Annotated in this window: 22 protein-coding genes; 17 read left to right on the top strand and 5 right to left on the bottom strand. The window is 64.7% G+C overall.

The window, feature by feature from the left end:
- The first annotated feature begins 9 nt into the window (after positions 1–9).
- From AC57B5_RS21530 to AC57B5_RS21520, 3 genes are read left to right on the top strand one after another with little or no spacing between them, the layout of a single operon-like run.
- Positions 10–1149 carry an aromatic ring-hydroxylating oxygenase subunit alpha gene (locus tag AC57B5_RS21530; RefSeq protein ID WP_496400292.1) on the top strand — a complete coding sequence of 380 codons (1140 nt, stop codon included), beginning with the start codon at positions 10–12 and terminating at the stop codon, positions 1147–1149.
- Complete coding sequence (locus AC57B5_RS21525) at positions 1139–1765, top strand: LbetaH domain-containing protein (protein WP_034398026.1); 627 nt, start codon at positions 1139–1141, stop codon at positions 1763–1765. Before AC57B5_RS21530 ends, AC57B5_RS21525 begins: the two co-directional genes overlap by 11 nt.
- A 15-nt stretch (positions 1766–1780) precedes the next feature.
- Positions 1781–3001 (top strand): FkbM family methyltransferase, encoded by a 1221-nt coding sequence (locus AC57B5_RS21520; protein WP_052155343.1) that lies wholly within the window; start codon positions 1781–1783, stop codon positions 2999–3001.
- Positions 3002–3038: 37 nt separating this feature from the next.
- On the opposite strand, the gene AC57B5_RS21515 is transcribed toward AC57B5_RS21520, so the two are convergent.
- The 3 genes from AC57B5_RS21515 to AC57B5_RS21505 form a co-directional block, all read right to left on the bottom strand.
- The gene (locus tag AC57B5_RS21515) at positions 3039–4256 is read right to left on the bottom strand and encodes a DegT/DnrJ/EryC1/StrS family aminotransferase (RefSeq protein WP_496400291.1); all 1218 of its coding nucleotides are present in this window, start codon (positions 4254–4256) and stop codon (positions 3039–3041) included.
- Positions 4253–5719 carry an O-linked N-acetylglucosamine transferase, SPINDLY family protein gene (locus AC57B5_RS21510; protein ID WP_496400290.1) on the bottom strand — a complete coding sequence of 489 codons (1467 nt, stop codon included), beginning with the start codon at positions 5717–5719 and terminating at the stop codon, positions 4253–4255. The genes AC57B5_RS21515 and AC57B5_RS21510 overlap by 4 nt, the downstream gene beginning before the upstream one ends.
- Positions 5720–6215: 496 nt before the next feature.
- Positions 6216–7373: a glycosyltransferase family 2 protein gene (locus AC57B5_RS21505; protein ID WP_496400289.1), complete on the bottom strand. Its 1158-nt coding sequence runs from the start codon at positions 7371–7373 to the stop codon at positions 6216–6218.
- 225 nt (positions 7374–7598) lie between these two features.
- Here AC57B5_RS21505 and motA point away from each other — a divergent pair, with 225 nt between their 5' ends.
- The 9 genes from motA (at position 7599) to AC57B5_RS21460 (ending at position 17387) form a co-directional block, all read left to right on the top strand.
- Positions 7599–8459, top strand: a complete 861-nt coding sequence (gene motA, locus AC57B5_RS21500; protein ID WP_012202536.1) for a flagellar motor stator protein MotA — start codon at positions 7599–7601, stop codon at positions 8457–8459.
- Between the two features lie 24 nt (positions 8460–8483).
- On the top strand, positions 8484–9521 hold the full coding sequence (gene motB, locus AC57B5_RS21495; protein ID WP_043822586.1) for a flagellar motor protein MotB: 1038 nt from the start codon (positions 8484–8486) through the stop codon (positions 9519–9521).
- A 124-nt stretch (positions 9522–9645) separates the two neighbouring features.
- Entirely contained in the window at positions 9646–10032 is a 387-nt protein-coding gene (gene cheY / locus AC57B5_RS21490; RefSeq protein ID WP_012202534.1) for a chemotaxis response regulator CheY, read from the top strand.
- Positions 10033–10042: 10 nt separating this feature from the next.
- Positions 10043–10657 (top strand): protein phosphatase CheZ, encoded by a 615-nt coding sequence (locus tag AC57B5_RS21485; protein WP_012202533.1) that lies wholly within the window; start codon positions 10043–10045, stop codon positions 10655–10657.
- 222 nt (positions 10658–10879) lie between these two features.
- On the top strand, positions 10880–12055 hold the full coding sequence (locus AC57B5_RS21480; RefSeq protein ID WP_013800346.1) for an EscU/YscU/HrcU family type III secretion system export apparatus switch protein: 1176 nt from the start codon (positions 10880–10882) through the stop codon (positions 12053–12055).
- Entirely contained in the window at positions 12052–14151 is a 2100-nt protein-coding gene (gene flhA, locus AC57B5_RS21475) for a flagellar biosynthesis protein FlhA (protein WP_012202531.1), read from the top strand. Before AC57B5_RS21480 ends, flhA begins: the two co-directional genes overlap by 4 nt.
- A complete protein-coding gene (gene flhF, locus AC57B5_RS21470) occupies positions 14148–15794 on the top strand; it encodes a flagellar biosynthesis GTPase FlhF (RefSeq protein WP_496400288.1) in 1647 nt (548 codons plus the stop codon). Before flhA ends, flhF begins: the two co-directional genes overlap by 4 nt.
- Complete coding sequence (locus AC57B5_RS21465; protein WP_013800344.1) at positions 15787–16668, top strand: hypothetical protein; 882 nt, start codon at positions 15787–15789, stop codon at positions 16666–16668. Before flhF ends, AC57B5_RS21465 begins: the two co-directional genes overlap by 8 nt.
- A gap of 5 nt (positions 16669–16673) precedes the next feature.
- Complete coding sequence (locus AC57B5_RS21460) at positions 16674–17387, top strand: RNA polymerase sigma factor FliA (protein ID WP_012202528.1); 714 nt, start codon at positions 16674–16676, stop codon at positions 17385–17387.
- 219 nt (positions 17388–17606) lie between these two features.
- Here AC57B5_RS21460 and AC57B5_RS21455 read toward each other — a convergent pair whose 3' ends face one another.
- Complete coding sequence (locus AC57B5_RS21455) at positions 17607–19058, bottom strand: aminotransferase-like domain-containing protein (RefSeq protein WP_034398015.1); 1452 nt, start codon at positions 19056–19058, stop codon at positions 17607–17609.
- Positions 19059–19295: 237 nt separating this feature from the next.
- Here AC57B5_RS21455 and AC57B5_RS21450 point away from each other — a divergent pair, with 237 nt between their 5' ends.
- From AC57B5_RS21450 to AC57B5_RS21430, 5 genes are all read left to right on the top strand, one after another.
- A complete protein-coding gene (locus tag AC57B5_RS21450) occupies positions 19296–19898 on the top strand; it encodes a LysE family translocator (RefSeq protein WP_496400287.1) in 603 nt (200 codons plus the stop codon).
- Between the two features lie 233 nt (positions 19899–20131).
- Positions 20132–21310 (top strand): aminotransferase-like domain-containing protein, encoded by a 1179-nt coding sequence (locus AC57B5_RS21445; RefSeq protein WP_034398011.1) that lies wholly within the window; start codon positions 20132–20134, stop codon positions 21308–21310.
- A gap of 224 nt (positions 21311–21534) precedes the next feature.
- Positions 21535–22494: a PhzF family phenazine biosynthesis protein gene (locus AC57B5_RS21440; protein WP_496400286.1), complete on the top strand. Its 960-nt coding sequence runs from the start codon at positions 21535–21537 to the stop codon at positions 22492–22494.
- 87 nt (positions 22495–22581) lie between these two features.
- Complete coding sequence (locus AC57B5_RS21435; RefSeq protein ID WP_034398008.1) at positions 22582–23265, top strand: histidine phosphatase family protein; 684 nt, start codon at positions 22582–22584, stop codon at positions 23263–23265.
- 119 nt (positions 23266–23384) lie between these two features.
- A complete protein-coding gene (locus AC57B5_RS21430) occupies positions 23385–24359 on the top strand; it encodes a Bug family tripartite tricarboxylate transporter substrate binding protein (protein ID WP_496400285.1) in 975 nt (324 codons plus the stop codon).
- Between the two features lie 209 nt (positions 24360–24568).
- Here AC57B5_RS21430 and AC57B5_RS21425 read toward each other — a convergent pair whose 3' ends face one another.
- Positions 24569–25432: a creatininase family protein gene (locus tag AC57B5_RS21425; protein ID WP_198822367.1), complete on the bottom strand. Its 864-nt coding sequence runs from the start codon at positions 25430–25432 to the stop codon at positions 24569–24571.
- Positions 25433–25450: the final 18 nt, after the last annotated feature.

Genomic DNA, 25450 nt, shown 5'->3' with positions numbered 1-25450 from the left:
AAATCTCTTATGCGCTCGCGCATGCACCCAAAATATTATTTGTCTCAGGAAATCTTCGAGCGCGAACAGCAAAAGATCTTTCGCAAGGTGTGGCTGTTCGCAGGCCTTGCCTCACTGTTACCCAAGAACCATTCTTTCATCACACGCAAGATCGCGGGCATTCCCGTAGTCATTCAGAATTTCAACGGAGAGTTGCGCGCTTTCGAGAACATCTGCCTGCATCGCAGCGCACCGTTGCAGCAAGGTTTCACGGGCACACGTCCGTTGGTTTGCGCCTATCACGCCTGGAGCTATGACAGCCAAGGTCAGGTGAAGAATATCCCAGATTGCGATGCAATCTATCGACTCGATGCCTGCGAAAGAAAATCCCTGAAATTACGGGAATTTCCTCTCAGGCAGATTGGCGGCCTGCTGTTCATCAATCTGTCATCCGACCCCATGAAGTTCGAGGAGCAGTTCTCTGCCCAATTCATCGAACTACTGCAAAGCAGTGCCGAATCCTATGACAGCGAAGTCATGATGACCACTTGGCATGCCAAATTCAACTGGAAGCTTGTCTATGAGAATCTGCGCGACGTCAACCATGTGAAATACCTCCACGCCAAGAGTCTGGCCAAAGTTGCCAGCTTTCCATTCTCCGCAAAAGACGGAGCATCCATGGAGAAGATGGAGCTGGACTGCTCTCCAATCGGCCTGCGAAAGGATATGCGCACATTTAGCCATGGAGGAGCGGAAGGTGCGATCGAACCCATTCGCTGGGTTCCCTGGCTGGACAAGGTGGAGCGCTGGGGCGACACCAATGCCTATTTCAATTGGCTAACCTACCCCAATCTGCACATAGCCAGCGGAAATGGGGGCTACTCCTTCACTATTGAACATCACGTGCCTGTGTCCCCGGGCGAGACCGATGTCGAGATTTTCTTCATTGCGGCCCGAAAAAAGGTGTCGTACGCCGATTCGGCGCAGGTGCTTTTGTCCCAAATGCACTACAGCAAGCAAGTCGTTGGAGAAGATATTGCCATTCTTGAAGCAGTACAGGCCGTCTTGCATGAAAAAGCGCCCCTTCCCACCCAGGGCGCTTACGAGTATGCCAATCGTCATATCGAGCGTTGGTACACCACCCTGATGGAGACAGACCATGAAATATAGATGGATTGTCGGCTGCGGTGACTTTTTAGATACCGCTTTTCATGCCTGGAAGCAATTCCGCCCCGATGAGCTGATTAAACGAGTCGAGGTCCGGCAAAATGCAGACTACGCCTTCGATTGCTCCGTGCTCGATACTCTAGACCCAGCTAAAGGTAGTGCCTTCATTGCGTTCAACGAGCGCTTTGGCAACTTTAAGCGCTTGGAGTTGATGCAGGCAGCCGTTGATCACGGGCTGAACCTGGAGCCGTTCATCAGTCCTATGGCCAACGTGGCCACCGATGTTGTCATCGGCCCCAACAGTTTCATCGGCCACAACGCCTGCATTGGCCATGGCAGCCGAATAGACTTCAATACTGTCATCCACAACGGCGTCCAGATTGGCATCCGCAGCACCATCAACGCGTCCTGCTGGATTGAAAGCGGCGTGCAAGTGGGCGATAACGTAGAGATCGGTGCGCATGGCATTTTACGCATGGGTGCGATGATCAAGAAGGGAATCACAGTGGGGGAGGGCTGTGAGTTGGGTTGGCCCCGTCTTTATCATGAAGACATCCCCAGCAAAACGGTTTTTGATCTGAGATACGACGAACCGATATACGTTTACCCGGGCACATAGAAATAGCTTCGCATCATGAAGAAAAATCAAACCCACTCAGATATTCACACTTCCAAGCTGGAGGCAATATTTCTCGAATCAGCAACAGCACTGCGATATAATCCACTGCTCGGCATTCCCCAAGACCTTTGCGACATCATTTCCCGGCAAGGTCCATCCGTACGGGTTTTTATTTTGGGCAGCAGAGGATTTTCGGAAGATATCATCCGAATCTCTCGCCAGGGAAAATTCGTTGTCGAGGCAGTCGTTGATGATTTTCTCTGCCAAAAGGAATCCACGCATCGTGGAATTCCATTAATCTCCACCGAAGCCTTTCTTTCCAAAGCCCGCGGGCAGAGTGATGCGGTAGCCATCAACACCTGCGGCCACGACAAGCCGAAGTTCTTCTTCAACCATGTGTGCCGTACCAATGGGATTCCACACTTGAGTTTTGAGCAATTCGTCAGAGCATTTGGCATCAGCGGTCTGCTCGATTTCCGGCTCGACGACTGGGGCCCATATATCGCAGACAACGTCGAAAGATACCAGCAACTGGCCCAGCGCCTGTCGGATGGTTATTCAGTACAAACACTTTATTCGATCCTGAATTACCGGCTTACCTGCGATCCAAGCCACTACTATGAAATCGAGCGCCCCTATTCAGCACTCTATTTCAGGTCTGGCCTGTTGAGCTTCGGAAAATCGGAAAAGATGGTGGACTGCGGAGCCTCTGTGGGCGAAGCACTTATGGGTCTTGCCGAGGTCACCGACGGAGATTTCGCCCATAGCTGGCTGATCGAGCCTGATCGATTCAACATCCAGACGCTGCAGGCTTTGCGCCGCCGTTACGAAGGCTCGGCACTGGCCTCAAGAACCAGCATCCACGGTTGCGGCGTGGGCGAAACCCCATGCAGGGTTCCCTTCAAGCACGAAGGAGGCCATGGCAGCTCCATCCACGCGGCCGATTCAGCGTGCAGCGAGGAGGACATGATCGACGTGCGCCCGATAGATGAAATCATTGACGATGCGCCCAGCTTCATCAAGATGGACGTGGAGGGTGCAGAACTGTCTGCCCTCAAGGGTGCCCGCCAGTCACTGAAGAACCATGCGCCCAAGCTGGCCATCTCCGCCTACCACCGGACATCCGATCTGCTGGAGATCACGGACTATGTCATGCAGCAGCAGCCCGGATACAAGATAGGACTGCGCCACCACACCCATTTCCGCTGGGACACCTGCCTGTACTTCTATTCGTGATCAAGGCATTCATGCATGGTCACATGCATGTCCCGCTTCAATCAGCCAGCGTGACTGGGGCTGGCGCGCGCAAAGGTTGGCTTGGACTGGGAGGGCAGTTTCCCTGCAGGCTCTGGGTCACCACGTCGCACAGGCGCTGGCGCTGATCCCGTGTCATGTCCAGAAAAAACGGCAGGCCCAGCAGCGTCTCTCCCAGTTCACATGCATGGCGTATTTCCAACCGCAGGCACTGTGACTCCAGCACCGGCATCTGTTGCAACAGCGGCTGATACCAACGGCGAGTTGCGATGCGGGCTGCCTGGCAGCCCGCCTCTAGTGCTGCGCGCGCGGCCTCCCCCGGCAGGCGTGTGCACAGCAGGGAAGGCGCCGCCAGGTAACCACCGCTACCCTGTGCTTGCCAGGACAAGCTGTGGCCACTGGCCTCATTCAATGCAGCGATCAGTTCGGCCTGTAACTCGCGCCTCTGCCTTGCGTGCTCGTCCCAGACTTGCAGCGAAGCCAAGCCGATGGCTGCGTGGTATTCGCTCATCTTGGCGTTACTGCCCATGGAGGCCAGCGTACCGACCGGCAATCCTGCAGCGGGATTCAGGTTGATACCGAAATTGGAGAGCTGGCGCACCCTGGCAGCCAAATCCGGGCGCGTTGAAACAATAAGCCCGCCTTCGCCGGCCGGCAGGCTTTTGGTGGTGTGCAGACTGAAGACCAAGGTACCCTGCGCGCCTTGCAGCCACTGGCTTCCATAGGCAGCAGCTGCATCGATGACTACGGGCAATCCGGTTTCCAATTCAAACTGCTGCCATGCCTGCATGTCATAGGGCATACCAAAAGTGGCGACGGGCAACACCGCATCGATGCGCATCTGCTTGCAGGCCGCGTGTGCAATGGCAGGGGTCAGCATCCAGCTGGAAGGATCCACATCACCGATCACGGGCACGTGGCCTGCACGGATCACCGCAGTGGCAGTGGCCACGAAGGTAAAGGACGGCACCAGGACACGGGAACCTCGGGGCAGATCCAGCGCCTGCAGCACCAGCTCCAGCCCCAGCGTGGCATTCGCCACCGTCGTCAGAGCATCACTGGGCACAGCAAATCGATGAGCGAACGCCGCCTCCAACTCCTGTACCAACGGGCCAAAGTTGGAGTAGTGCCGTGCTGCATGCATGCGCTCCAACCAAGGCAACAAGGCCTTCGGCGCAGGCATGTCGGGCACCAGAAGCGGAATGGGATCCATGTTCGTGGGTCGATTGAGGTTCATGCGACAGCGTCCGCTTCGGCCAGCAGGGCGTCCAGATCAACGGCCGCACTCAAATTGCGGCGATCGCCGTTCAGCCAGTTGAGCCACATCAGACGGAAGGCCTTCTCCAGCTCGGCCGTCCGCTCGGGATAGTTCATCAGCACGCTGGCCTCCATGCTGGCGCGCGCGGTCAGTCGCTGTTGGCGCAGACGCTCGGGATCGTTCATCAGCTGCAATGCGGCCTGCACATATTCCTGCTCGTTATTGGTGACCTCTCCACCGAAGCCCAGGCCGACAAGGGTTCGTGCTGTCGAGGCGTCAACACCCCGCTCGGCATCCAGTGCCACGATGGTCAGCCCCATCCACAGGGCGTGCAACGTAGTGGTGCCACCGGAAACAGGTGATGTATCCAGCGCCACATCGGCGATATGCCCCAGTTCCATGAAGCGGTCCAGTGGTTGCTGATGCAGCACCGAGACACGATCCAACGGCATGCCAGCGTTTTGCACGCGTGGCAGCATATGGATCTGGGCGGCCTCAGGCTCCTGCTCCTTGACCATGATGATCAGCCGTGCGTCCTGGCGCTCGTTCAGTATGCGCGCCCATACGGACAGCATCTGGTCTGTAATCTTGGATGAACTATTGAGCGATATCAGCGTGGGATAGCCGTTGCGCAGCATGGGCGGCTCCTCGCACAAGGGCGAGTATTCAGGTGGCGCATAGCTGGCCATGCAACTCAGTTGGAACAGTGCCTCCGAGTAGTAAGGAGCATGGCTGGGGGGAGCGATGCCGGCATCCACCAGACGGTAATCCATGGCCTTCATGCCCAGAGTGTGCATGTACCCAAGCCAGGTCACTTGCACTGGTGCCGCACGCCGGGCGAACACCTCCATCCGGTGGCCCAGGGTAAAGCCCGACAGGTCCACGAGGATGTCGATGCCGTCAGCACGTATCTGGTCACCCAATTGCACCTCGGTCAGATCGGCAACCTCGCTCCAATGCGGCACCAACGCGCGCAACTGCGCAGTCACCCAATCGGGCTTGCCGCTGGAGTACACATGGATTTCGACGTTCTCGGGATCATGGTGGGCCAGCACAGGACGCATGAAGAACGCCACCGAGTGCTCGCGAAAATCCGCCGTCACGTATCCGACCTTGAGACGCTTGCGCGGGTTGCGGTCGCGCCCTGGCAGCGGCGCTGACTTGCGCGTCAGCGGATCAGAAAAGCGCCTGCCCCAATCAGCGGCCACTTGCAGCGATCGCGCTGAATCGCTGCTGGTGTGCGAATGGATGTAGGCACGCATCATCCAATGCTGCCCATCGTTCTTTTTGTGCCGACAGGCCTCGTCAATGAGGTCGCAGGCCTGCTCGCGCTGGCCCGTGCTGAACAGCGCAAGGGCCAGCAGGCGCTGCGCATCGGGCATACGAGGTTCCATCTCCAGGGCCGCCTGCAGGGCATCAACGGCCTTGTGCCAGATGGCCATGCGCACATAGACAAACCCTATGTGCAGCCACACATGGGCGTTACGCGGCTCCTGGACCACCAGCTGCGACAGTGCACCCAGCGCCTGTATGAACTGCATTTGCTCGACCATGGCGCGGACACGCGCAAGCTCCTGAGGGATGCTGACCGGTGGCGAGGAAGTTTCGGCGAGTACGGAAGAAAGCATGGCTATGGACCAGAGAATGCGCTATGGCACGGCAGGATGGAGCTTTGGCAACTATCCACTTTTGCCCGCCGACCAATCCGCTGTTAAGCAGCCTAGTTGCAACGCACAAACAGACACCGTTTCCAGGTGTAGTTGCAGCTTTTGCCACACCATCTTCAACCGGCCAGACACATCACACCGCCCAGTTGGTCACCCCGAGACACACAAGCCGCTAAGCCACGACCCCACAGGCAAGCACCTGCTGGAGCTTCGGAAAGACACAAGCTCTTAACGCTTTTGATCGCCCGCTCTGTCGAGCCGAGTTCTCATCTCAGGAACCCGAAGCCGGCATGGGGTGGCGCAGTCTCAGAGCCCGGGCCTCGTCCAGATTTCCGAGCTGCTCATGCATCACTGCCAGGTTGTGCGCCGCAAGATAGCTGCCCCGCCCCGCCACCCCGCCATGCTGGCACGCATCCACCTCTCCGATCTCCAGGCAGCGTTCCCAGGAAGCCTGAGCCATCGAAAGCCAGTGCTCAACCTGACCATCAAGCTTGGCAATGGCCGCATCCAGCAGGACGCCGCCCAGAGTGAAAAAGAAATCGGGCGAATCCTGCCATTTCGGCATCTGGGCCTGCGCCAGGGCCAAGCCCTCTTCATGGCGGCCCGCTTGCCCCAGGCAATAAAGGTATCTGACGCACAGATCGTGCCCATAGCCACTCGACACTTCAAGTTGCTCCATCGCCACGCCATAGTGTGCGCACGCTTTGGAGAAATCCCTATTCAGTTCGAAGTCCACGCCCAGTTGGTAGTTGATATAGGCATCACGAGGGTTTCTACTCAACTCCTGCAGAAGAAGACGCTGGTTTCTCCCCTGCTTGCGCGACATCTGCTCAGGCAGATATCCGTCATGCCGAATGACCAGCGGCACCAGCACACGTGGCAGGTCGGACGCGGGCTGTTCATGGACGACCCCCTGATAGCGCACTCCCCGTGGCAAAAGCCGGGTAATCCGCGAACGGCTCACCGAGCCGGTCACGCCCATTTCGTACAGGCTCTGGACGTCGGCAACTCCGAGTTGGCGCTCCATCGTCGGCAATTCTGCCAACCACGCGCCACCCTCAACCAACCATTCATCGGCGTCGAGAACCAGGTTCCAGTTCGCATCCGCCAGATCGAGGGCCCGGTTGCGGGCAGCGGCGAAATCATCACACCACTCAAAGCGATGCACCTGCGCACCGCAGCTGCGGGCGATCTCCATCGTACGGTCCACGGAGCCCGTATCCAGCACCAGGACTTCATCCACGAAGTCTTTGACGCTGTCAATGCAGCGGGCTATTGAGCGTTCTTCATCGCGCGCGATGATGACAAGAGCAGTCTGGGGCATATGAATGGAAAAGAACGTCGGAGTCAGGCAAATGCTGGCTGCCTCCAGGCCTGCAAGCAGGCCGACCCGTCGATCGCGCAGGGGCATCGACATCGAAATCGACATGTACCCACTAATGTCTTCTCAGATGCCCGCGCCGAAGCTGCGATCTGACCGACGAACACCTGAATTCTCCAGCTTTCATTGCGAAGCGCGCATGTAGCATGCATGCGTCTGATCGCATCTTCACCGGGTGAACCCTACATCCCTGGCCCAAGCTGCCGATCTAACAAGCAATCACCCGACTTTTCAGCCCAACGCCGTCACCGCGCGCGCTCACAATCCACTCCCATGCTTGTCATCATCGGATACATCGTCGCCTTCGGTTGCATCTTCGGCACCTATGTGCTGCACGGGGGCAACGTCCAGGTCATTCTCAAGGCCCTGCCCTTCGAGATGGTGACCATCGGCGGCGGCGCCATCGGCGCCTTCATCGTGTGCAACCAGCCCAAGGTGCTCAAGGCCACGGCCAAGGCCATCCCTGGCGTGATGAAGAGTTCGCGCTACACCAAGGCCCGCTTCATGGAGCTGATGGCCTTGCTGTACGAGATTCTGCAAAAGGCCCGCAAGGAGGGCCTGATGTCCATCGAAAGCGATGTGGAGGCACCCAACGAGTCGCCCATCTTCACCAAGTACCCCGAGCTGCTGGCCGACCACCATGTGGTGGAGTTCCTGACCGACTACCTGCGCATGATGGTGTCGGGCAACCTCAACTCCCACGAGATCGAGTCGCTGATGGACAGCGAGATCGAAGCGCATCACGCCGAAGCGCATGCCCCGGTCAATGCGTTGACCCGCCTGGCCGGCGCCCTGCCCGCCTTCGGGATCATTGCCGCCGTGCTGGGCGTGGTGAACACCATGGGCTCGGTGGGCCAGCCGCCTTCCGTGCTGGGCGGCATGATCGCCTCGGCCCTGGTCGGTACCTTCCTGGGCATTTTGCTGGCCTATGCGCTGGTGGAACCCATGGCCGGCCTGGTGGAGCAGCGCGCCCAGGATGCTGCCAAGGAACTGGAGTGCATCAAGACCACCTTGCTGGCCAGCATGCAGGGCTACAACCCCGCCACGGCCATCGAGTTCGGCCGCAAGGTGCTGTTCTCCACAGAACGTCCCGGGTTCCTTGAACTGGAAACCCACGTCAAGGGCAAGAAGTAATCCTGCGTCCAGCAGCGTCAAGCCATGGCAGAGAAAAAGTTACAGCCGATCATCATCAAGCGCGTCAAGAAGACGGCGCATGCACCCCACGGCGGTGCCTGGAAGATCGCCTATGCCGACTTCGTGACCGCGATGATGGCCTTCTTCCTGCTGATGTGGCTGCTGGGCTCCACGGCCAAGGGTGAACTGCAGGGCATTGCGGCGTATTTTTCCTCGCCGCTGAAGGTGGCGATGGCCGGCGGCGACGGTGCGGGCAACAGCTCCAGCGTGATTCCCGGCGGCGGCAACGACCTGGCCAAGGTGCACGGCCAGGTGCGGCGCTCGGAGGCGGCGGACAGCTCCAACCGGCGCACCAGCGTCGATGCGGGCCGCGCTGACCAGGCCCAGGTGGATTCCAACCGCATCAAGGCGCTCAAGGCCAAGGTGGACGCAATGATCACCAGCAATGCACGCCTCAACGAATTCCGCTCGCAGATCCGCACCGACGTGACGCCCGACGGCCTGCAGATCCAGATCGTGGACGAGCAAAACCGCCCCATGTTCGACAGCGGCAGCGCCATGGTCAAACCCTACATGCGCGACATCCTGCGCGAAGTGGGCGCGGCCCTGGCGGGCGCGGAAAACCGCATCAGCCTGTCCGGCCATACCGATGCCGCCCCTTACGGCAATGCCGACCGCGGCTACAGCAACTGGGAGCTGTCCTCCGACCGTGCCAACGCCTCGCGCCGCGAGCTGGTGGCGGCCGGCATGCCGCTGAACCAGCTGGCCCGCATCACCGGCCTGGCCAGCAGCGACCTGCTGCTGCCCGATGATCCGCGCGCCCCGCAGAACCGGCGCATCACCATCACCGTGCTCACGCAGGAGGCTGAAAAGCGCCTGCTGGGCCACCGCGGACCTGTGACACGCAACGCCTTGCCGCCCTCATTGGCCGGCGGCAATGGCGGCACGGCGAATGCGGCCACCACCGAATCCGCAATCGGCGAGACCGCAGCGCAGCCCGCCGCCACCTCGCCTGCAGCTGCCCCGTCTGCGCCCGCGTCACCTGATCGTGTAACAAATTAAGGTTTGCGCCCGATGCTGCCGAAAAGCAGGAAAATTCCCACATTGCGCCAAGAAGGTTTCATATTGTTACCATCGCGGCGGATTCTTACCAGTACCGAGCACCTACCGACCGAAAGGGCCTCACGTGGCTAATGCCCTGCGTTTTTTGATCGTTGACGACTTCTCCACCATGCGGCGCATCGTGCGCAATCTGCTCAAGGAGAGCGGCTTTCCCGAAGCCGATGAAGCCGAAGACGGCGTCGTGGCACTGCACAAGCTGCGCAACAGCAAGTTTGATTTCGTGGTGACGGACATCAACATGCCCAACATGAACGGCTTCCAGCTGCTCACCGAAATCAAGCAGGACGACAAACTCAAGCACCTTCCCGTGCTGATGGTGACGGCCGAGGCACGCAAGGAGGACATCGTGGCAGCGGCCCAGGGCGGCGCGGCAGGCTACATCGTCAAGCCCTTCACCAAGGCAACGCTGGAAGAGAAAGTCAACCTGATCCTCAAAAAGCTGGGCCTGTAGGGCACGCGCCATGAGCAACCCGGATGTCCCCGACAGCGTCCACTACAAGGTGGGCGTTCTCACGCGCCAGCTGCATGACTCGCTCAACGAGCTGGGCTATGCGGACCGATTGCGCGGCAGCATGGGAGAGCTGCCGGACGCGCAAAGCCGCCTTTCCTACATTGCGCGGCTGACCGGAGAAGCCGCCGAGAAGGTTCTGAACCGCGTCGAATTGGCCAAGGTCCAGCAGGACCGGCTGGCCGAGCGTGTACGCGCCATGCGGGCACAGATGGTCGAGGACCCCGTGGCGGCCGTGGCCAAGGGCCGGGTGATGAACTTCCTGGAGGAAGTCGAGCAGGGCACGCAGCAGGCCGACGAGCACCTCACCGAGATCATGATGTCCCAGGACTTCCACGATCTCACGGGCCAGGTCATTGCCCGCGTGGTTTCGCTGGCCGCCGATCTGGAGGACCAGCTGGTGCAGCTGCTCATCCAGACCTCGCCCAACCCGCAGCAGACGGCGCTGGAGCCCCTGGAAAAGCCCAAGGAGCACCTCGCCGGCCCCGTGGTCGATCCCGAGAAGACGCCCGACGTGGTGACTTCGCAGTCCCAGGTGGACGATCTCCTGGCCAGCCTGGGATTCTGATCACCCCGGGGGGGCGCCCGGCGCCTCCCCTCTCATTGCAGGGCAGCCTCTTTCGCTTGGGCGCAAGGGGCTGACTGCCATCTTCGCGGCGCCCTTGCACCATGCGGCTGCCGTTCCTCCCCTTGTGCAGACAGCACATAAGCGCCGCTTGAGCCCCGCTTATCGGGGCTTCGCCTGCCTGGCTTGTTCCGACAATGACGCAAATCCTTCCGTCATTGCGCCATGGACTCCAGCCAAGACAAAAGCCTTCCCGCCACCGAACGCAAACTGCAGAAAACGCGTTCTGACGGCCAGGGTGCGCGCTCTCGGGACCTGTCGCACCTGGCCATCCTGGGCACGGGCGCGCTGATGATGCTGATGGGCGCCGAGCCCCTGATCCAGCACCTGCGCATGGCACTGGCCCAGCAGCTGGCCTTCGACGCGCACACGGCCAAGACGCCGGCCCTGATGATGGAGCGCATGCTGTCCATGGGCAGCCTGGGCCTGAAGATTTCCCTGGTCGTTGCCGCCGTGACCACCGGTGCGGCCCTGGTGTCGGGCATGCTGGCCGGCGGCTGGATCCTGAGCCTCAAGCCCATCCAACCGCAGTTCAACCGCCTCAATCCGCTGTCGGGCCTGACCAACCTGTTTTCCAAGCAGCAGATGGTGACCGTGGTGAAGATGGTGGTGATGACGGCCATCCTCTCCTTCGTGGCCTGGAAGTTCCTGAGCGGCCATCTCGCCGAGATCGCCGCCATCTCCTCCCAGCCCTCGGCCATGGCGCTGTCCATGACGGGGCAATGGCTGGCCAGCGGCGTGGCCCTGCTGCTGCTGGTGGTGTTCCTGATGGCCGTGATCGACGTGCCGCTGCAGGCCTACCTGTTCAAGTCGCGCCTGAAGATGAGCCATGAGGAAGTCAAGCAGGAGCACAAGGAATCCGACGGCAACCCGCAGATCAAGAGCAAGATCCGCCAGAAGCAGCGCGAGATCGCCGACCGCGCCAGCGTCAACGCCGTGCCGCGCGCCGACTTCGTGGTCACCAACCCCACGCACTACGCCGTGGCCCTGCGCTACGACGAAAAGACCATGGCCGCCCCGCAGGTCATCTCCAAGGGCACGGACTTGGTGGCGCTGAAGATCCGCGAAGTCGCGGGCGCCCACAAGATCCCGGTGCTCGAATCCCCCATGCTGGCGCGCGCCCTGTACGCGCACGCCGATCTGGACCAGGCCATTCCCGCCGCGCTGTACACGGCCGTGGCCCAGGTCCTGGCCTATGTCTACCGCCTGAAGGCCGCGCTGCGCGGCGAAGGCCCCATGCCTGGCGATCTCGGCGAACCCGTCGTGCCCGCCGAACTCGATCCGCACCAGGGCCGCCGCGCGCCAGGCGCCGCCGCGACCACTGAAGGTACTGCTCCATGACGACGAATCCGCTCCAATCCCTGCAATCGATGTGGTCGAGCGAGAACGCCAAGTTCGCTCAGGGCCTGATGGCGCCGCTGCTGGTGGTGGCCATCCTGGCGCTGATGGTGCTGCCCATTCCGCCGTGGCTGCTGGACACCTTCTTCACGCTGAACATCGCCGTGGCGCTGATGGTGATGATGGTGGCGGCCTACATGATCCGGCCGCTGGACTTCGCGGCCTTCCCGTCGGTGCTGCTGCTGACCACGCTGATGCGCCTGTCGCTGAACGTGGCCTCCACCCGCGTGGTGCTGCTGGAGGGCCACACCGGCCCCGGCGCGGCCGGCGCGGTGATCGAGGCCTTCGGCCACTTCCTGATCGGCGGCAACTTCGCCGTCGGCCTGATCGTGTTCGCCATCCTGGTGGTGATCAACTTCGTGGTGATCACCAAGGGTGCCGAGCGTATCGCCGAAGTCTCGGCCCGCTTCACCCTGGACGCCATGCCCGGCAAGCAGATGGCCGTGGACGCCGACCTGAACGCCGGCCTGATCGACGAAAAGGAAGCCAAGCGCCGCCGCGCCGAGGTGCAGGAAGAGGCCAATTTCTTCGGCTCCATGGACGGTGCCAGCAAGTTCGTGCGCGGCGACGCGGTCGCCGGCATTCTGATCCTGGTGATCAACATCATCGGCGGCTTCGCCATCGGCATGATCCAGCACGGCCTGTCGGCCGGCCAGGCCGCCGACAGCTACATCCTGCTGGCCGTGGGCGATGCGCTGGTCGCGCAGATCCCCGGCCTGCTGATCTCGGTGGCCGCGGCCATGGTGATCTCGCGCGTGGGCAAGGAAACCGACATGGGCCAGCAGATCGCGCAGCAGCTGTTCATGTCGCCCAAGGTGCTGGGCATCACGGCCGGCGTGCTGGGCCTGCTGGGCGTCATTCCCGGCATGCCCCACGTCGTGTTCCTGTGCACGGGCGCGCTGCTGGGCTGGCTGGCCTGGATGCTCTCGCGCCGCCAGCAGGAACGCGCCTCCCAGCAGACCCAGGCGCCCGCACCCGTGGCCGCGCCCAGCGACGGCGAAGCCACCTGGGACGACCTGCAGCCCGTGGACCTGCTCGGCCTGGAACTGGGCTACCGCCTGATCACCCTGGTGGACAAGGGCCGCCAGGGCGACCTGCTGACCCGCATCAAGGGCGTGCGCCGCAAGTTCGCCCAGGAAGTGGGCTTTCTGCCCCCGGCCGTGCATGTGCGCGACAACCTGGAGCTCAAGCCCAGCGCCTACCGCATCACCCTGCGCGGCGTGATGGTGGGCGAGGGCGAGGCCTTCCCCGGCATGTTCCTGGCCATCAATCCGGGCGGCATCAGCACCCCGCTGATCGGCACCCAGACCACCGACCCGGCCTTCGGCCTGCCCGCCCACTGGATCGACGAACGCCAGAAGGAAGCGGCACAAATGGCAGGCTTTACCGTGGTTGATTCGGAAACCGTGATGGCCACCCATTTGTCACACTTGATGCAAGTGCATGCCGCCAAGCTGATCAGCCGTACCGAGACGCAGCAGTTGGTGGAGCATGTGGCCAAACTGGCTCCCAAGCTGATCGAAGAAGTCATTCCGAAAATGGTGTCCATCACGACGTTCCAGAAAGTGCTCCAGCTGCTGCTGGAAGACTCGGTGCACGTGCGTGACATCCGCACCATCATCGAGACGCTGGCCGAGCACTCCTCGACCACGCAGGACCCTGTCGAGCTGGCCCGCCGCGTGCGCATTGCGCTGTCGCCGTCCATCGTCCAGCAGATCTACGGCCCGACCCGCGAGCTGAACGTCATCGCCATCGAGCCCGGACTCGAACGCCTGCTGGTGCAGGCCCTGTCCAACCCCGGCTCCCCCTCACTGGATCCCGGCGTGGCCGAGATCCTCACCCAGAAGGCGGCCGACATGGCCAACCAGCAAGAAGAGCTGGGCCTGCCTGCCTGCCTGCTGGTTCCCGATTCCATCCGCAATTCCATTGCCCGCTTGGTGCGTCGCGTGGCGCCGCGTCTGCAGGTTCTCGCCCACAGCGAGATCCCCGAAACGCACACCATCCGCATCGGCTCGATTCTTAAAGGTGCATCCGCATGAACATCAAACGCTTCTACGCCCCCACCTCCCGCGAGGCCCTGGCCAAGGCGCGCATGGCTTTCGGAGCGGGCACCCTGATCCTGTCCAACCGCAACACGCCCGATGGCGTCGAGGTCATGGCCACGGCCGAGGACACGTTGGAGCACAGCAAGGCCGCTGCCAGCAGCACGCCGCTGCAGCAGGCCATCGAGCGCCGCTCCGCAGAGGAAACCACGGGCCTGCGCCCGCAGGTGCAGGCCAAGCTGATCCAGGCGCAGACCCAGCCGCGCACGGCACTGCCGGCCGCACAGGCGGCTCCATCGCGTGCTTCCCAGGCAACGTCGTCGGCGATTGCGCAGGCCATCTCGCAGGCAGCCTCGCTGTCGGCAGACGGTGCCGAGCCGGCCGGCCTGCGCCAAAGCGTGCAGGAAGACACCGAACAGCTGGCCATGAGCACCCTGTCCTTCCAGGACTATGTGCGCGAACGCATGCTGCGCCGCCGCCACGAGGCCGGCGTTGACGAGCCGCTGCCCAGCTTTGCCCAGCGCCGCAGCCTGGGCGACGCCCTGCGCGAAGCACCGGCCGCCGCGCCCACGGCTGCACAGCAGCCGTTCAAGGCACAGCCCGCGCCTTCCGTGGCCCGCCACAACCCGCTGCGCGCCAGCACCGAAGCCCCGCTGCGCGAGACCCTGCGCAGCGAGCCCGCACCGACCATGGCCTCCCAGGCACTGCGCGATGAGCTGCAGTCCGTGCGCGACCTGATCGAAGAGCGCTTCAACACCCTGACCTGGCTGGGCCAGACGCGCCAGAACCCCATCCACGCCAACCTCACGCACAAGCTGATCCGTGCGGGCTACTCCCCCGTGCTGGCCCGCGCCCTGGTCGAGCACATGCCCCAGGACCTGTCCGCCGGCGACGCCGTGCGCTGGCTGATGCAGGTGCTGGAACGCAATCTGCGCACCGACGCCGACCAGGCCCCGCTGTACGAGCAAGGCGGCGTCTTCGCCCTGGTGGGCTCCACCGGCGTGGGCAAGACCACGACCACGGCCAAGCTGGCTGCCCTGTGCGCAGCCAAGTACGGCGCCGCCAGCGTCGGCCTGATCACCCTGGACACCTACCGCGTCGGCGCCCACGACCAGTTGCGCTCCTACGGCCGCATGCTGGGCGTGGTGGCCCACCTGGCCCATGACCGCGCCGCGCTGCAGGACCTGCTGGGCCTGCTGGCCAACAAGCAGCTGGTGCTGATCGACACCACGGGCGTGGCCCCGCGCGATCCGCGCAAGGACGAGATCCTCGACCTGCTGGACCTGCCCGGCATCCAGAAACTGCTGGCCGTGAACGCGGCCGGCCAGGGCGATGCTCTGGACGATGTGATGCAGGCCTTCAAGGCGCGCGGCTCCAGCCAGGCCATCCTCACCAAGGTGGACGAGGCCGTGAAGCTGGGCCCGTCGGTGGACACGCTGATCCGCCACCAGATGCAGCTGCGCGGCGTGACCAACGGCCAGCGCGTGCCCGAAGACTGGGAACGCGCCGATGCGCAGCAACTGGTGTCCGCCTCCATGCGCGCCGCCACCCGCTCGGCCTTCGATCCCAAGGCGCTGGACCTGGACTTCTTCTTCACCCCGTCCAGCCCCAGCACGGAAGGCGAGATCCACCATGCTTGAAACCTTCCCCCAGCTGCACCAGGGCCTGGGCCTGCACGGCCAGCCCGGCGCCGCCGCCCCCATGGGCCTGCGTGTGCTGGCCATGCTGCGCGACACTGCCAACGACCCGCAGGGCCAGGCCGAACAATCCCTGCTGTGGCCGGTCTGTGCCAGCCTGCAGCGCCTGGGTCTGCCCGTCCTGGTACTGGACGCCAGCCAGGGCGAGTCCCCGGATGCACCGGGCCTGGCGCAGCTGCTGCAGCAAAGCGCCTGGCAGGCCCGTACCGGCCTGCACCCCGATCCCCGCCACAGCTCGGTGGCCGTGCTGCCCGCCCGCCAGGGCCTGGATCTGCTGCCCCAACAGGCGCGCCAGGCCGGCATGACGCCCATGCAATGGCTGCAGCGCCACGTGCGCGGCTACGCCATCGTCATGCTGTATGCCAATGCCGACACGCTGGCCAGCAACCTGGCCGGCCAGGCCGTGCACCCGCTGATGGTGCTGCCCGAACAAGGCACTCGCGTGCTGGGCTGCTACCGCCAGCTCAAGCAGCTGGCAGTGCATGCCGGCCTGCGCTGCCTGCTGGCGCCGCTGCTGCCCAGCGCTGATGACCTGGGCGTGACCAGCTACGATTGGCGCCGTGGACAGACCGGCGCCCGCAGCCAGGCCGAGGATGCGCAACAGCTGCAATCCCAGATCGACGCGCTGATGCGCTGCGCGCAACGCCACCTGGGCCATGCGCCGGGACTGCTGCCCGTGCGCCTGCACCATGCACCGGACTTGCAGCGCCTGGCGCTGCAACTGCTCAACCATGCGGGCAGCGTGTTGCCACATGGCGGCCAGGATCTGGCCGCCGGCTTCGCGCCGCTGCCCGCATCCCATGCCTGGAGCCACTGACTGCCATGTACACCGCCAAAGGCCAACTCGACCGCGATGCACTGATCCGTCGGCATGTACCTCTGGTACGCCGGATCGCGCTGCACATGATCGCCAAGCTGCCTCCCAATGTGGAGCTTGATGATCTGATACAGGTCGGAATGATCGGCCTGGCCGAAGCCCTGTCCCGCTTCGAGAGCGAGCAGGGCGTGCAATTCGAGACCTTCGCCAGCCAGCGCATCCGTGGCGCCATGCTCGATGAGCTGCGCGAAGGCGACTGGATGAGCCGCAGCTCGCGCAAGAGCCAAAAGGACATCGAGCACGCGCTGCACCGCCTGGAGCAGCGCCTGGGGCGCACGCCGCTGGAATCCGAGATCGCCGACGAACTGGGCATGGACCTGGACGACTACCAGTCGCTGCTGGGCAAGGTGCGCGGCACGCAGCTGGTGTATCTGGAGGACATGTCGGGCGGCGACGAAGGCGAGGACTTCCTCGAGCGCCACGTGGCCGACAGCGGCGCCGATCCCTTTGCGCTGCTGCGCGACCACCGCCTGCGCGTGGCCCTGGTCGAAGCCATCAAGGCCCTGCCCGAGCGCGAGCAGTACATCATGGGCATGTACTACGAGCACGACATGAACCTCAAGGAAATCGCCGCCGTGCTCGGCGTGACCGAATCGCGCGTGTGCCAGCTGCACAGCCAGGCGATTGCGCGCTTGCGTACGAAGATGCGGGCGCATTGACTGGGGGCACCCCCTGAGGCGCTGACGCGCCTTCCCCCTCTCTACCCGCTTCGCGGGGGAGGGGGACGACAGCCTCGCTGCGGGGCGGCCCTTGCTTGCTGTCTCTCGCTTTGGGGCGCGCCGGGTTTTGGCGCTGCTGGTCTGATCTATGTTTGCGGGTCGATACAGCCTTACCCGCCTTCCGCCCCCTCTCCCCTCTCCCCTCTCCCATTCTCTTTTCTATGCGCTGCCGCGCATGGCCTGGACTTCGCGTTCGAAGATGCGCCAGAAGGCGGGTTCCTGCGTGGTGGCGAAGTTGATGCGCATGCAGGTGCTGGGCTGGCGGCCCGCGTGGAACATGGCGCCGGGGGCGATGAAGTAGCCGGCGTCCAGCAGGCGCTGGGCCAGGGTTTCGGTGTCCACGCCGGTGTCCACCCAGCCGAACATGCCGGCCGGCTCGGCCGCGAAGCGGGCTCCTGCCTGCTGGGCCAGTGCCACGCTGCGCATGCGGGCCTGGGCCAGGTGCTGGCGCAGGCGCTCGGCATGGCGGCGCAGCTGGCCCTGGTCCATGCAGTGGGCCAGGGCGCGCTCCATCAGCGAGGGGGTGGTGAGCGTGGACAGCAGCTTGGTGTCCACCAGGCGCTCCACCAGGGCGGGCGGGGGCGCCAGGTAGCCCACGCGCCAGTTGGGCGCCAGCAGTTTGGCGAAGCCGCTCACATAGATGCTGTGGCTGAGGCGGTCCAGCACGGTCATGCGCGCGGCGTGGTCGGGCGCGATCTCGCCATAGGTATCGTCCTCCACCACGTAGAAGCCGAATCGCCGCGCCAGCTGCAGCACCTCGTGGGCGCTGGCCGGTGACAGGCTGTAGCCGGTGGGGTTGTGCAGCACGCTCACGCTGACGTAGAGCTTGGGTGCGCAGCTTTCGCAGTAGCGCTGCATCACGGCCAGGTCCGGCCCGTCGGGGCCGCGCGGCACGGGCAGCACGCGCATGCCCAGCGATGCCAGGCGCGCGAATTCCACGGCCCAGCCGGGCTCCTCCACCATCACCGGGTCGCCCGGCTGCAGCAGGGCGCGGCTGACCACGTCCAGCCCATGCGTTGCGCCCATGGTGGTGATGATGTGCTGCGGCGCCGCCGCAATGCCCAGGCGCGCCAGGCGCCGCGACAGCGCCTCTCGCAGGCCGATGTCGCCCAGCGGGTCGCCGTAGCCCACGCAGGAGTCGTGCAGGGACTTGCCCGAGCAGGCCTTGCGCATGGCCGCCGCCAGGAAGCCGGCCTCCAGCCACTCGGCCGGCAGCACGCCCGCCCCGGGCTGCGGCCTGCCGCCCACGCTCTGGTGGAACATGCCGCGCACCAGCATGGAGGCATTGATGCGCGTGCCCTTGGGCACGCCAGGGGCCTCCTCGGCGGGGACCGCACGGGCCTGTTCGGGCTGCAGCAGCGGCGCATCCTGCACGAAGTCGCGCACGAAGAAGCCGCTTTGCGGCCGCGCCTCAACCAGGCCCTGGGCCTGCAGCAGGTCATAGGCGGCCACCACCGTGTGCGTGCTCACGCCCTGCTGGCGCGCGCATTCGCGCACCGAAGGCAGGCGTGCGCCCGCAGGCAGCAGCCGCATGCGGATGCGCTCGCCCAGGCGTTCGGCCAGCTGGGTGCTCAGGGTCTGCGGCGCCAGCCGCGAGAGGGGAACGGTCATACGGAAACGGGTGTGAACGGCTGCGAACGACTGCAAACGGCTGCGAATGGGTCACCAGAAAGTCACTGTATCGGGATAGGCACCAATACAGAACATGCAATTGAGGGTCCAACTGTATTGGCACTGTACAGGTCTTGCACCTATATTTCATGCATTCGTGCTGCGGAGAAGGCCTGCCGTGCCCTCCTCCCCAACAGCCCCTGCCGCCTGTATGGAGACCTTCGGGGCCACCGCCTCATGCCACCGTCCGAACTCACCGCCTTGCTGCTGCTCGCCGCTTCCATGAGCTTCAGCCCCGGTCCCAACACCACGCTGTCCACGGCCCTGGCCGCCAACCACGGCCTGCGCCCGGCGCTGCGCTTCGTCCTGGCCGTGCCCGTGGGCTGGTGCGTGCTGCTGGTGCTGAGCACGGCCGGCGTGGGCGCGGCCATTGTCGCGGCGCCGCTGCTGCTGTGGCTGGTCAAGGCCGCCGGCATCGGCTACCTGCTGTGGATGGCCTGGCGCCTGAGCCGCAGCGCGCAGATGGCCTCGCTGCAATCGCCGCAGCAGCTGCAGGTGGGCTTCTGGCAGGGCGTGGGACTGCAATTCGTGAACATCAAGGCCTGGCTGCTGGCCCTGGCCATCGTGGCCGGCTGGCTGGCCGGGCGCGACGACCTGACCGAGCGCCTGGCCGTGGTGCTGCCCGTCATGGCCGCCTATGCCTTTTTCAGCAATCTGCTGTATGCCTGCGTGGGCGCACTGCTGCGCCACTGGCTGGCCCAGGGACGCAGGCTGCTGTGGTTCAACCGTGCCATGGCGGCCATGCTGGCGCTGACGGCGATGTGGATGGTGGCCGCATGAGGGTCCTCCACCCACGCCCAGGCAAAGGCCGTACTGGCCTGCCCAGCTATTGAAGGGAGGATGCGCAGACCCTTCACGCCCGCGACAAAATACCCTCATTGCCGGCGCAAGAGCGAGCGCACTATCCGCACTCCGCTCTTCACATGCGGCCGGCCCGTGCCCCACGACGGCATGGCAATCCATACCAGCCCGCCCGCATGGCGGGCACCGCAAGACCTGGAACTGTTTTTTTTATGACGACCTGGACGCTGGCAGACCGTGCTGCCAAGATGAACCCCTCCGCCATCCGCGAAATCCTCAAGCTCACCGACCGTCCCGGCATCATCAGCATGGCGGGCGGCCTGCCCTCGCCGCTGGCCTTCCCGCTGGACGAGTTCACCCAGGCCTGCCAGACCGTGATGCAGCGCGATGGCGCCTCGGCCCTGCAGTACGCCACCAGCGAGGGCTTCGCGCCCCTGCGCCAGGCCGTAGCCGACTTCCTGCCCTGGGAAGTGGACCCCGACCAGGTGCTGATCACCACCGGCTCGCAGCAGGCGCTGGACCTGATCGGCAAGGTCTTCCTGGACCGTGGCAGCCGCATGCTGGTCGAAAAGCCCACCTACCTGGGCGCGCTGCAGGCCTTTGCACCGCAGGAACCGATTCCCGTGGGCGTGGACAGCGATGACGACGGCATCCTCGTCGAGGACTTCGCCGCCAAGGCCGGCACCGGCGCCGACAAGGCCCGCCTGGCCTACGTGCTGCCCAACTTCCAGAACCCCACAGGCCGCACCATGGCCGAGGCACGCCGCCAAGCCCTGGTGGACAAGGCGCGCGAACTCAACATCCCGCTGATCGAGGACAACCCCTACGGCGACCTGTGGTTCGAGCAGGCCCCTGCCCTGCCGCTGGCCGCGCGCAACCCCGAAGGCGTGATCTACCTGGGCTCGTTTTCCAAGGTGCTGGCCCCGGGCCTGCGCATCGGCTTCCTGGTGGCGCCCAAGTCCGTCTACAACAAGCTGCTGCAGGCCAAGCAGGCGGCCGACCTGCACACGCCGGGCTTCAACCAGCGCGTGGTGTCCGAGGTCATCAAGGACGGCTTCCTGGACCGCCATGTGCCCACCATCCGCGCCATGTACAAGCGCCAGCGCGACGCCATGCTGGCCGCGCTGGAACGCGAAATGGCCGGCCTGGACGTGCAGTGGACCCGTCCCGTGGGCGGCATGTTCCTGTGGGTTCGCCTGCCCAAGGGCATGGATGCGCAAAAGCTGCTGCCCGCCGCCGTCGAACGCGGCACGGCCTTCGTGCCCGGCGCGCCGTTCTACGCGGACGAGCCCCAAGCCAACACGCTGCGCCTGTCCTACGTGACCGTGTCGGCCGAGCAGATCGACAAGGGCATCGCCGCCCTGGCCGACGCCATCCGCTCCACGATGTAAACCACCCCCTGAGCGGCTAGCGCCGCTTCCCCCTCTCTACCCGCTTCGCGGGGGAGGGGGACGACGCCCTCGGCTAGGCGCCCCCGCCGTGAGGCGGCTCTTGCTCGGCGTCCCTGGTGTTTGGGCCAGTTACCTGCTTGGGCCAGAGGGAAGCCGACACGCAGTCGAACCAAAGTCCGGCTTGCTGTCGGCTTTTCCATCCTCCCTTCCATCTGCCCATTGCCATGACACCTGCATACGTCTCCCGCCAGCGCCCCTTCATGACCGTGGACGTGTTCACGGCACGGCCCTACCTGGGCAATCCGCTGGCCGTCGTGCTCGACGCCACCGGATTGACCGATGCGCAGATGCAGTCCTTCGCGGCCTGGACCAATCTGTCCGAGACCACCTTCGTGCTGCCTCCCACCGAGGCCGGCCGCGCCGCAGGCGCCGACTACCGCGTGCGCATCTTCACGCCGGGCGGCGAGCTGCCCTTTGCCGGCCATCCCACGCTGGGCAGCTGCCATGCCTGGCTGGCGCAGGGCGGCGTGCCGCAGCAGGCCCAGCGCATCGTGCAGGAATGCGCCAAGGGGCTGATCGGCATCGAGCGCCAGGACGGGCGCCTGGCCTTTCAGGCACCGTCCACCGACATCAGCGACGTGGAGCCCGGCCTGCTGGATGACGTGGCGGCCGCGCTGGGCGCAGAACGCGGCCAGATCCTGCGTGCGGCCTGGCTGGACAACGGCCCGCGCTGGATGGGCGTGCTCTTCGAACACCCCGACCAGGTGCTGTCGCTGGAGCCCGACCATGCAAGGCTCAAGGCGCTGAACACCAAGGTGGGCGCCTGCGCGTTGTACGAAAGCGCGCAAGATGCACCGGCACTGATCGGCCGCAGCAGCCGCGAGGCCCGCGCCTTTGCCACGGGCCAGCGGCCAGCCGCAGCCGAGGCGGATGCCGCCCCCAGCCTGGAAGTGCGCGGCTTCGCCAGCCCCGTCGGCGTCACTGAAGACCCCGTCACCGGCAGCCTCAACGCCAGCCTGGCCCTGTGGCTGCGCGGCGAAGGCCTGCTGCATGCGCCCTACATCGCCAGCCAGGGCTGCTGCGTGGGGCGCGACGGCCGCGTCCACGTCAGCGAGGACGCGCAGGGCGCGCTGTGGATAGGCGGCCATGTGGTGGAGTGCGTGAGCGGCCAGGTACTGCTGTAGGGCCCGGCACGGCAGGCCTGTCGCCAAGGCGGCAGCCAGTCGCCCGCAGGACAAACGCCAGCGCCGGCGCTGGCCACAATCCGCGCCATGGGAACCCTCTATCTTGTGCGCCATGGCCAGGCCTCGTTTGGTGCCGAAGACTACGACCAGCTCAGCGAGCGCGGCACGGCGCAGTCGCAAAGGCTTGGGGCCTACTGGCGAGAGCGCGGCCTGCGCTTCGACGCGGTCTACACGGGCACGCTGCGCCGCCATGCGCAGACGCTGGCCGGCATCGCCGACGGCCTGGGCAGCCTGCCTGCCGAGCAGCACCGCACCCAGGCGCTTGCAGGACTCGATGAATACGACAGCGGCGCGCTGCTGCAGGCCATCCATCCGGCGCCCCTGCCCAAGCCCGACACACCCGAGCTGTACCGCCACCACTTCCGCCTGCTGTGCGATGCCCTGGCCCAGTGGATGGCCGGCACCATCAGCCCCAAAGGCATGCCCAGCTGGGATGATTTCTCTGGCGGCGTGCGCCAGGTGCTGGAGCGCGTGCGCCACGAGCATGCCGACGAAAACGTGCTGCTGGTCAGCAGCGGCGGCCCCATCTCCACCGCCGTGGGCCATGTGCTGGGCACCTCGCCCGAGGTCACCATTGCGCTGAACATGCGCATCCGCAACAGCGCCGTGACCGAGTTCACCACCAGCCCCAAGCGCCTGATGCTGCAGACCTTCAACACGCTCAACCACCTGGACACGGACGAGCACCGCAGCTGGATCACGCACGCCTGATACGGCACCGGCAAGGCTGTCACACAGCTATCGCGCCAAGGCATAGCAGCCAGAACACGGGCGCTCTGGGCCGGCCTGCGCTTTTGCGCCAAACTCGCCGGCCAGGAGACAAAAGACCCATGAACAAACGCCGTTTCACGCGCAGCGCCCTGGCCTGCGCGGCCCTGCTGCTGGCCGCCATCACCAGCCAGGCCCAGCCCCTGTCGAACAAGCCCATCCGCATCGTCGTGCCCTTTGGCGCAGGCGGCGTGGCCGACGTCACCTCACGCGTCGTCGCGCAAAAACTGGCCTCGCAGCTGGGCCAGCCCGTCATCATCGACAACAAGCCCAGCGCAGGCGGCATCGTCGCGGCCGACACCGTGGCCAAGTCCGCGCCCGACGGGCACACGCTGTTCCTCATGTCCAACGGCAGTGCCGTCACCGTGGGGCTGTTCAACCAGCTGCCCTTCGACATGGTCAAGGACTTCACGCCGATTTCCACCCTGGGCTACTTCGACATCGGCGTGCTCACCGCCAGCGACTCGCGCTTCAAGAACCTGGGCGAGCTGGTGGGTTGGGCCAAGGCCAACCCCGGCAAGCTCAACATCGGCAGCATCGCCATCGGCAGCACCCAGCATCTGGCAGCGGAACTGTTCAAGACCACTGCCGGCATCGACGCCCAGATCGTGCCCTTCAACGGCACCCCTGCCGTGGTCACGGCCCTGCGCGGCAAGCAGATCGACGCGGCCGTGGAAATCCTCACGCCCATCATGGGCCAGATCAACTCCAAGGCCGTCAACCTGCTGGCCATCACCGGCGACAAGCGCTCGGCCCTGCTGCCCGGCGTGCCCACGGCCCAGGAGTCAGGCGTCAAGGGCTTCGTCGCCTCCTCCTGGAACGCCCTGGCCGCCCCAGCCAAGACCCCTCCGGAAATCATCGCCCGCCTGAACAAGGAAATCGCCGCCGCCGTGAACTCCCCCGAAGTCACGCAGAAGCTGCGCGAGATGAACGTCCAGGCCCAGTCCAGCACGCCCGAGCAGACCGCGCAATTGCTGCAGTCGGAAATCAAGCGCTGGGGCGACGTGATCGTCCAGGCCAAGATCCCGAAACAGTAAAAAAGGCCGAGCGCAGCGAAGGCCCGCAACAACTCCCCGTATGTCAGCGCAGGTGGCCCCGCAGCGCAGCGAAGGGGTCGCGGACATTCGGGCGCATTTCTTTGCCTACTTTCTTGCTGCGCGGCAAGAAAGCAGGTCGGCCGCCGGGCCGAATCCCGGCCTCGCAAAACCACCACCCGGCAGGGTCCAAAAACGACCCGGCAACAAACCTACAGCGGCTCCGGCGCCCGCCCCACAGTATCCGCAGGCAGCGCAACCATCTCGGACAACAACCGCACCAGCCCCCGAGCCGAAGCCTCCACCATCAAAGCCCCCCGCTCGGCCGTGGCCCCCGCAGCATTCCCCACCGCCCCGCAAACGTTGTAGTCCTCGATGGCCCAGCCCATCTTGGCGCTTCGCCCATTGCCCAGCAAGGCATGCCGCTGCGCCCTATCCTCCGAAGTGGAATGAAAGTCCCGCGCATGCTCCATGCGCACGGTCTCCGGCGCCAGGTGCAGCATCATCGACGTCTCGACCTCCCCGCCATGGATGCCGAAGCGGTGTTCATGCGCGCTGAACTGCGCATTGGCCGCATCGTCCACCAGGCCGAACCAGCTGCTGCTGTAGACCAGCAGGCCATGGCGCATGCGCAGCTCGCGCGCCACGATGTCCATCACGCTGACCTGGCCGCCATGGCCGTTGAGCAGCAGCAGCCGGCGCACGCCGGCCCGCGCCACGCAGGCGCCCAGCTCGGTCCACAGCGCGATCACCGTGGCGGGCGACAGCGTCAGCGTGCCGGCAAAGGATTGGTGCTCCACGCTGAAGCCGATGTTCTGCGGGGGAAGGAACAGCGCGGGCAGCTCGGGCGGCAGCAGCGGCAGGGCCGCATCGATCACTCCCTGCAGCAGGCGGGCGTCGACGGACAGCGGCAGGTGCGGGCCGTGCTGCTCCACGGCGGCCACGGGCAGCACGGCGATGGTTTCGGCAGCCAGGCCGCTGGCCTGGGCCTGCGCAAAGTCGCGTGCAGAGGCCTCGGCCCACCAGCGGGAAGGCCAGGCGCCGGGGGATATCTGTTCGGGCGGGGAGTCTTGCATGGCCCGATATTAGGGCCA

The organism is Delftia sp. BGA-UO-ETr-SB1 (assembly GCF_059567865.1).
The sequence above is the reverse complement of the archived record's forward strand: the minus strand, read 5'-3'. Positions and strand labels throughout refer to the sequence as shown.

What these genes read in the sequence shown, in the direction of transcription:
- AC57B5_RS21530 (WP_496400292.1), top strand. Translation starts at nt 10, where the DNA reads ATGCGCTCGCGCATGCACCCAAAATATTATTTGTCTCAGGAAATCTTC.
- AC57B5_RS21525 (WP_034398026.1), top strand. Translation starts at nt 1,139, where the DNA reads ATGAAATATAGATGGATTGTCGGCTGCGGTGACTTTTTAGATACCGCT.
- AC57B5_RS21520 (WP_052155343.1), top strand. Translation starts at nt 1,781, where the DNA reads ATGAAGAAAAATCAAACCCACTCAGATATTCACACTTCCAAGCTGGAG.
- AC57B5_RS21515 (WP_496400291.1), bottom strand. Translation starts at nt 4,256, where the DNA reads ATGAACCTCAATCGACCCACGAACATGGATCCCATTCCGCTTCTGGTG.
- AC57B5_RS21510 (WP_496400290.1), bottom strand. Translation starts at nt 5,719, where the DNA reads ATGGCCATCTGGCACAAGGCCGTTGATGCCCTGCAGGCGGCCCTGGAG.
- AC57B5_RS21505 (WP_496400289.1), bottom strand. Translation starts at nt 7,373, where the DNA reads ATGTCGATTTCGATGTCGATGCCCCTGCGCGATCGACGGGTCGGCCTG.
- motA (WP_012202536.1), top strand. Translation starts at nt 7,599, where the DNA reads ATGCTTGTCATCATCGGATACATCGTCGCCTTCGGTTGCATCTTCGGC.
- motB (WP_043822586.1), top strand. Translation starts at nt 8,484, where the DNA reads ATGGCAGAGAAAAAGTTACAGCCGATCATCATCAAGCGCGTCAAGAAG.
- AC57B5_RS21485 (WP_012202533.1), top strand. Translation starts at nt 10,043, where the DNA reads ATGAGCAACCCGGATGTCCCCGACAGCGTCCACTACAAGGTGGGCGTT.
- AC57B5_RS21480 (WP_013800346.1), top strand. Translation starts at nt 10,880, where the DNA reads ATGGACTCCAGCCAAGACAAAAGCCTTCCCGCCACCGAACGCAAACTG.
- flhA (WP_012202531.1), top strand. Translation starts at nt 12,052, where the DNA reads ATGACGACGAATCCGCTCCAATCCCTGCAATCGATGTGGTCGAGCGAG.
- flhF (WP_496400288.1), top strand. Translation starts at nt 14,148, where the DNA reads ATGAACATCAAACGCTTCTACGCCCCCACCTCCCGCGAGGCCCTGGCC.
- AC57B5_RS21465 (WP_013800344.1), top strand. Translation starts at nt 15,787, where the DNA reads ATGCTTGAAACCTTCCCCCAGCTGCACCAGGGCCTGGGCCTGCACGGC.
- AC57B5_RS21460 (WP_012202528.1), top strand. Translation starts at nt 16,674, where the DNA reads ATGTACACCGCCAAAGGCCAACTCGACCGCGATGCACTGATCCGTCGG.
- AC57B5_RS21455 (WP_034398015.1), bottom strand. Translation starts at nt 19,058, where the DNA reads ATGACCGTTCCCCTCTCGCGGCTGGCGCCGCAGACCCTGAGCACCCAG.
- AC57B5_RS21450 (WP_496400287.1), top strand. Translation starts at nt 19,296, where the DNA reads ATGCCACCGTCCGAACTCACCGCCTTGCTGCTGCTCGCCGCTTCCATG.
- AC57B5_RS21445 (WP_034398011.1), top strand. Translation starts at nt 20,132, where the DNA reads ATGACGACCTGGACGCTGGCAGACCGTGCTGCCAAGATGAACCCCTCC.
- AC57B5_RS21440 (WP_496400286.1), top strand. Translation starts at nt 21,535, where the DNA reads ATGACACCTGCATACGTCTCCCGCCAGCGCCCCTTCATGACCGTGGAC.
- AC57B5_RS21435 (WP_034398008.1), top strand. Translation starts at nt 22,582, where the DNA reads ATGGGAACCCTCTATCTTGTGCGCCATGGCCAGGCCTCGTTTGGTGCC.
- AC57B5_RS21430 (WP_496400285.1), top strand. Translation starts at nt 23,385, where the DNA reads ATGAACAAACGCCGTTTCACGCGCAGCGCCCTGGCCTGCGCGGCCCTG.
- AC57B5_RS21425 (WP_198822367.1), bottom strand. Translation starts at nt 25,432, where the DNA reads ATGCAAGACTCCCCGCCCGAACAGATATCCCCCGGCGCCTGGCCTTCC.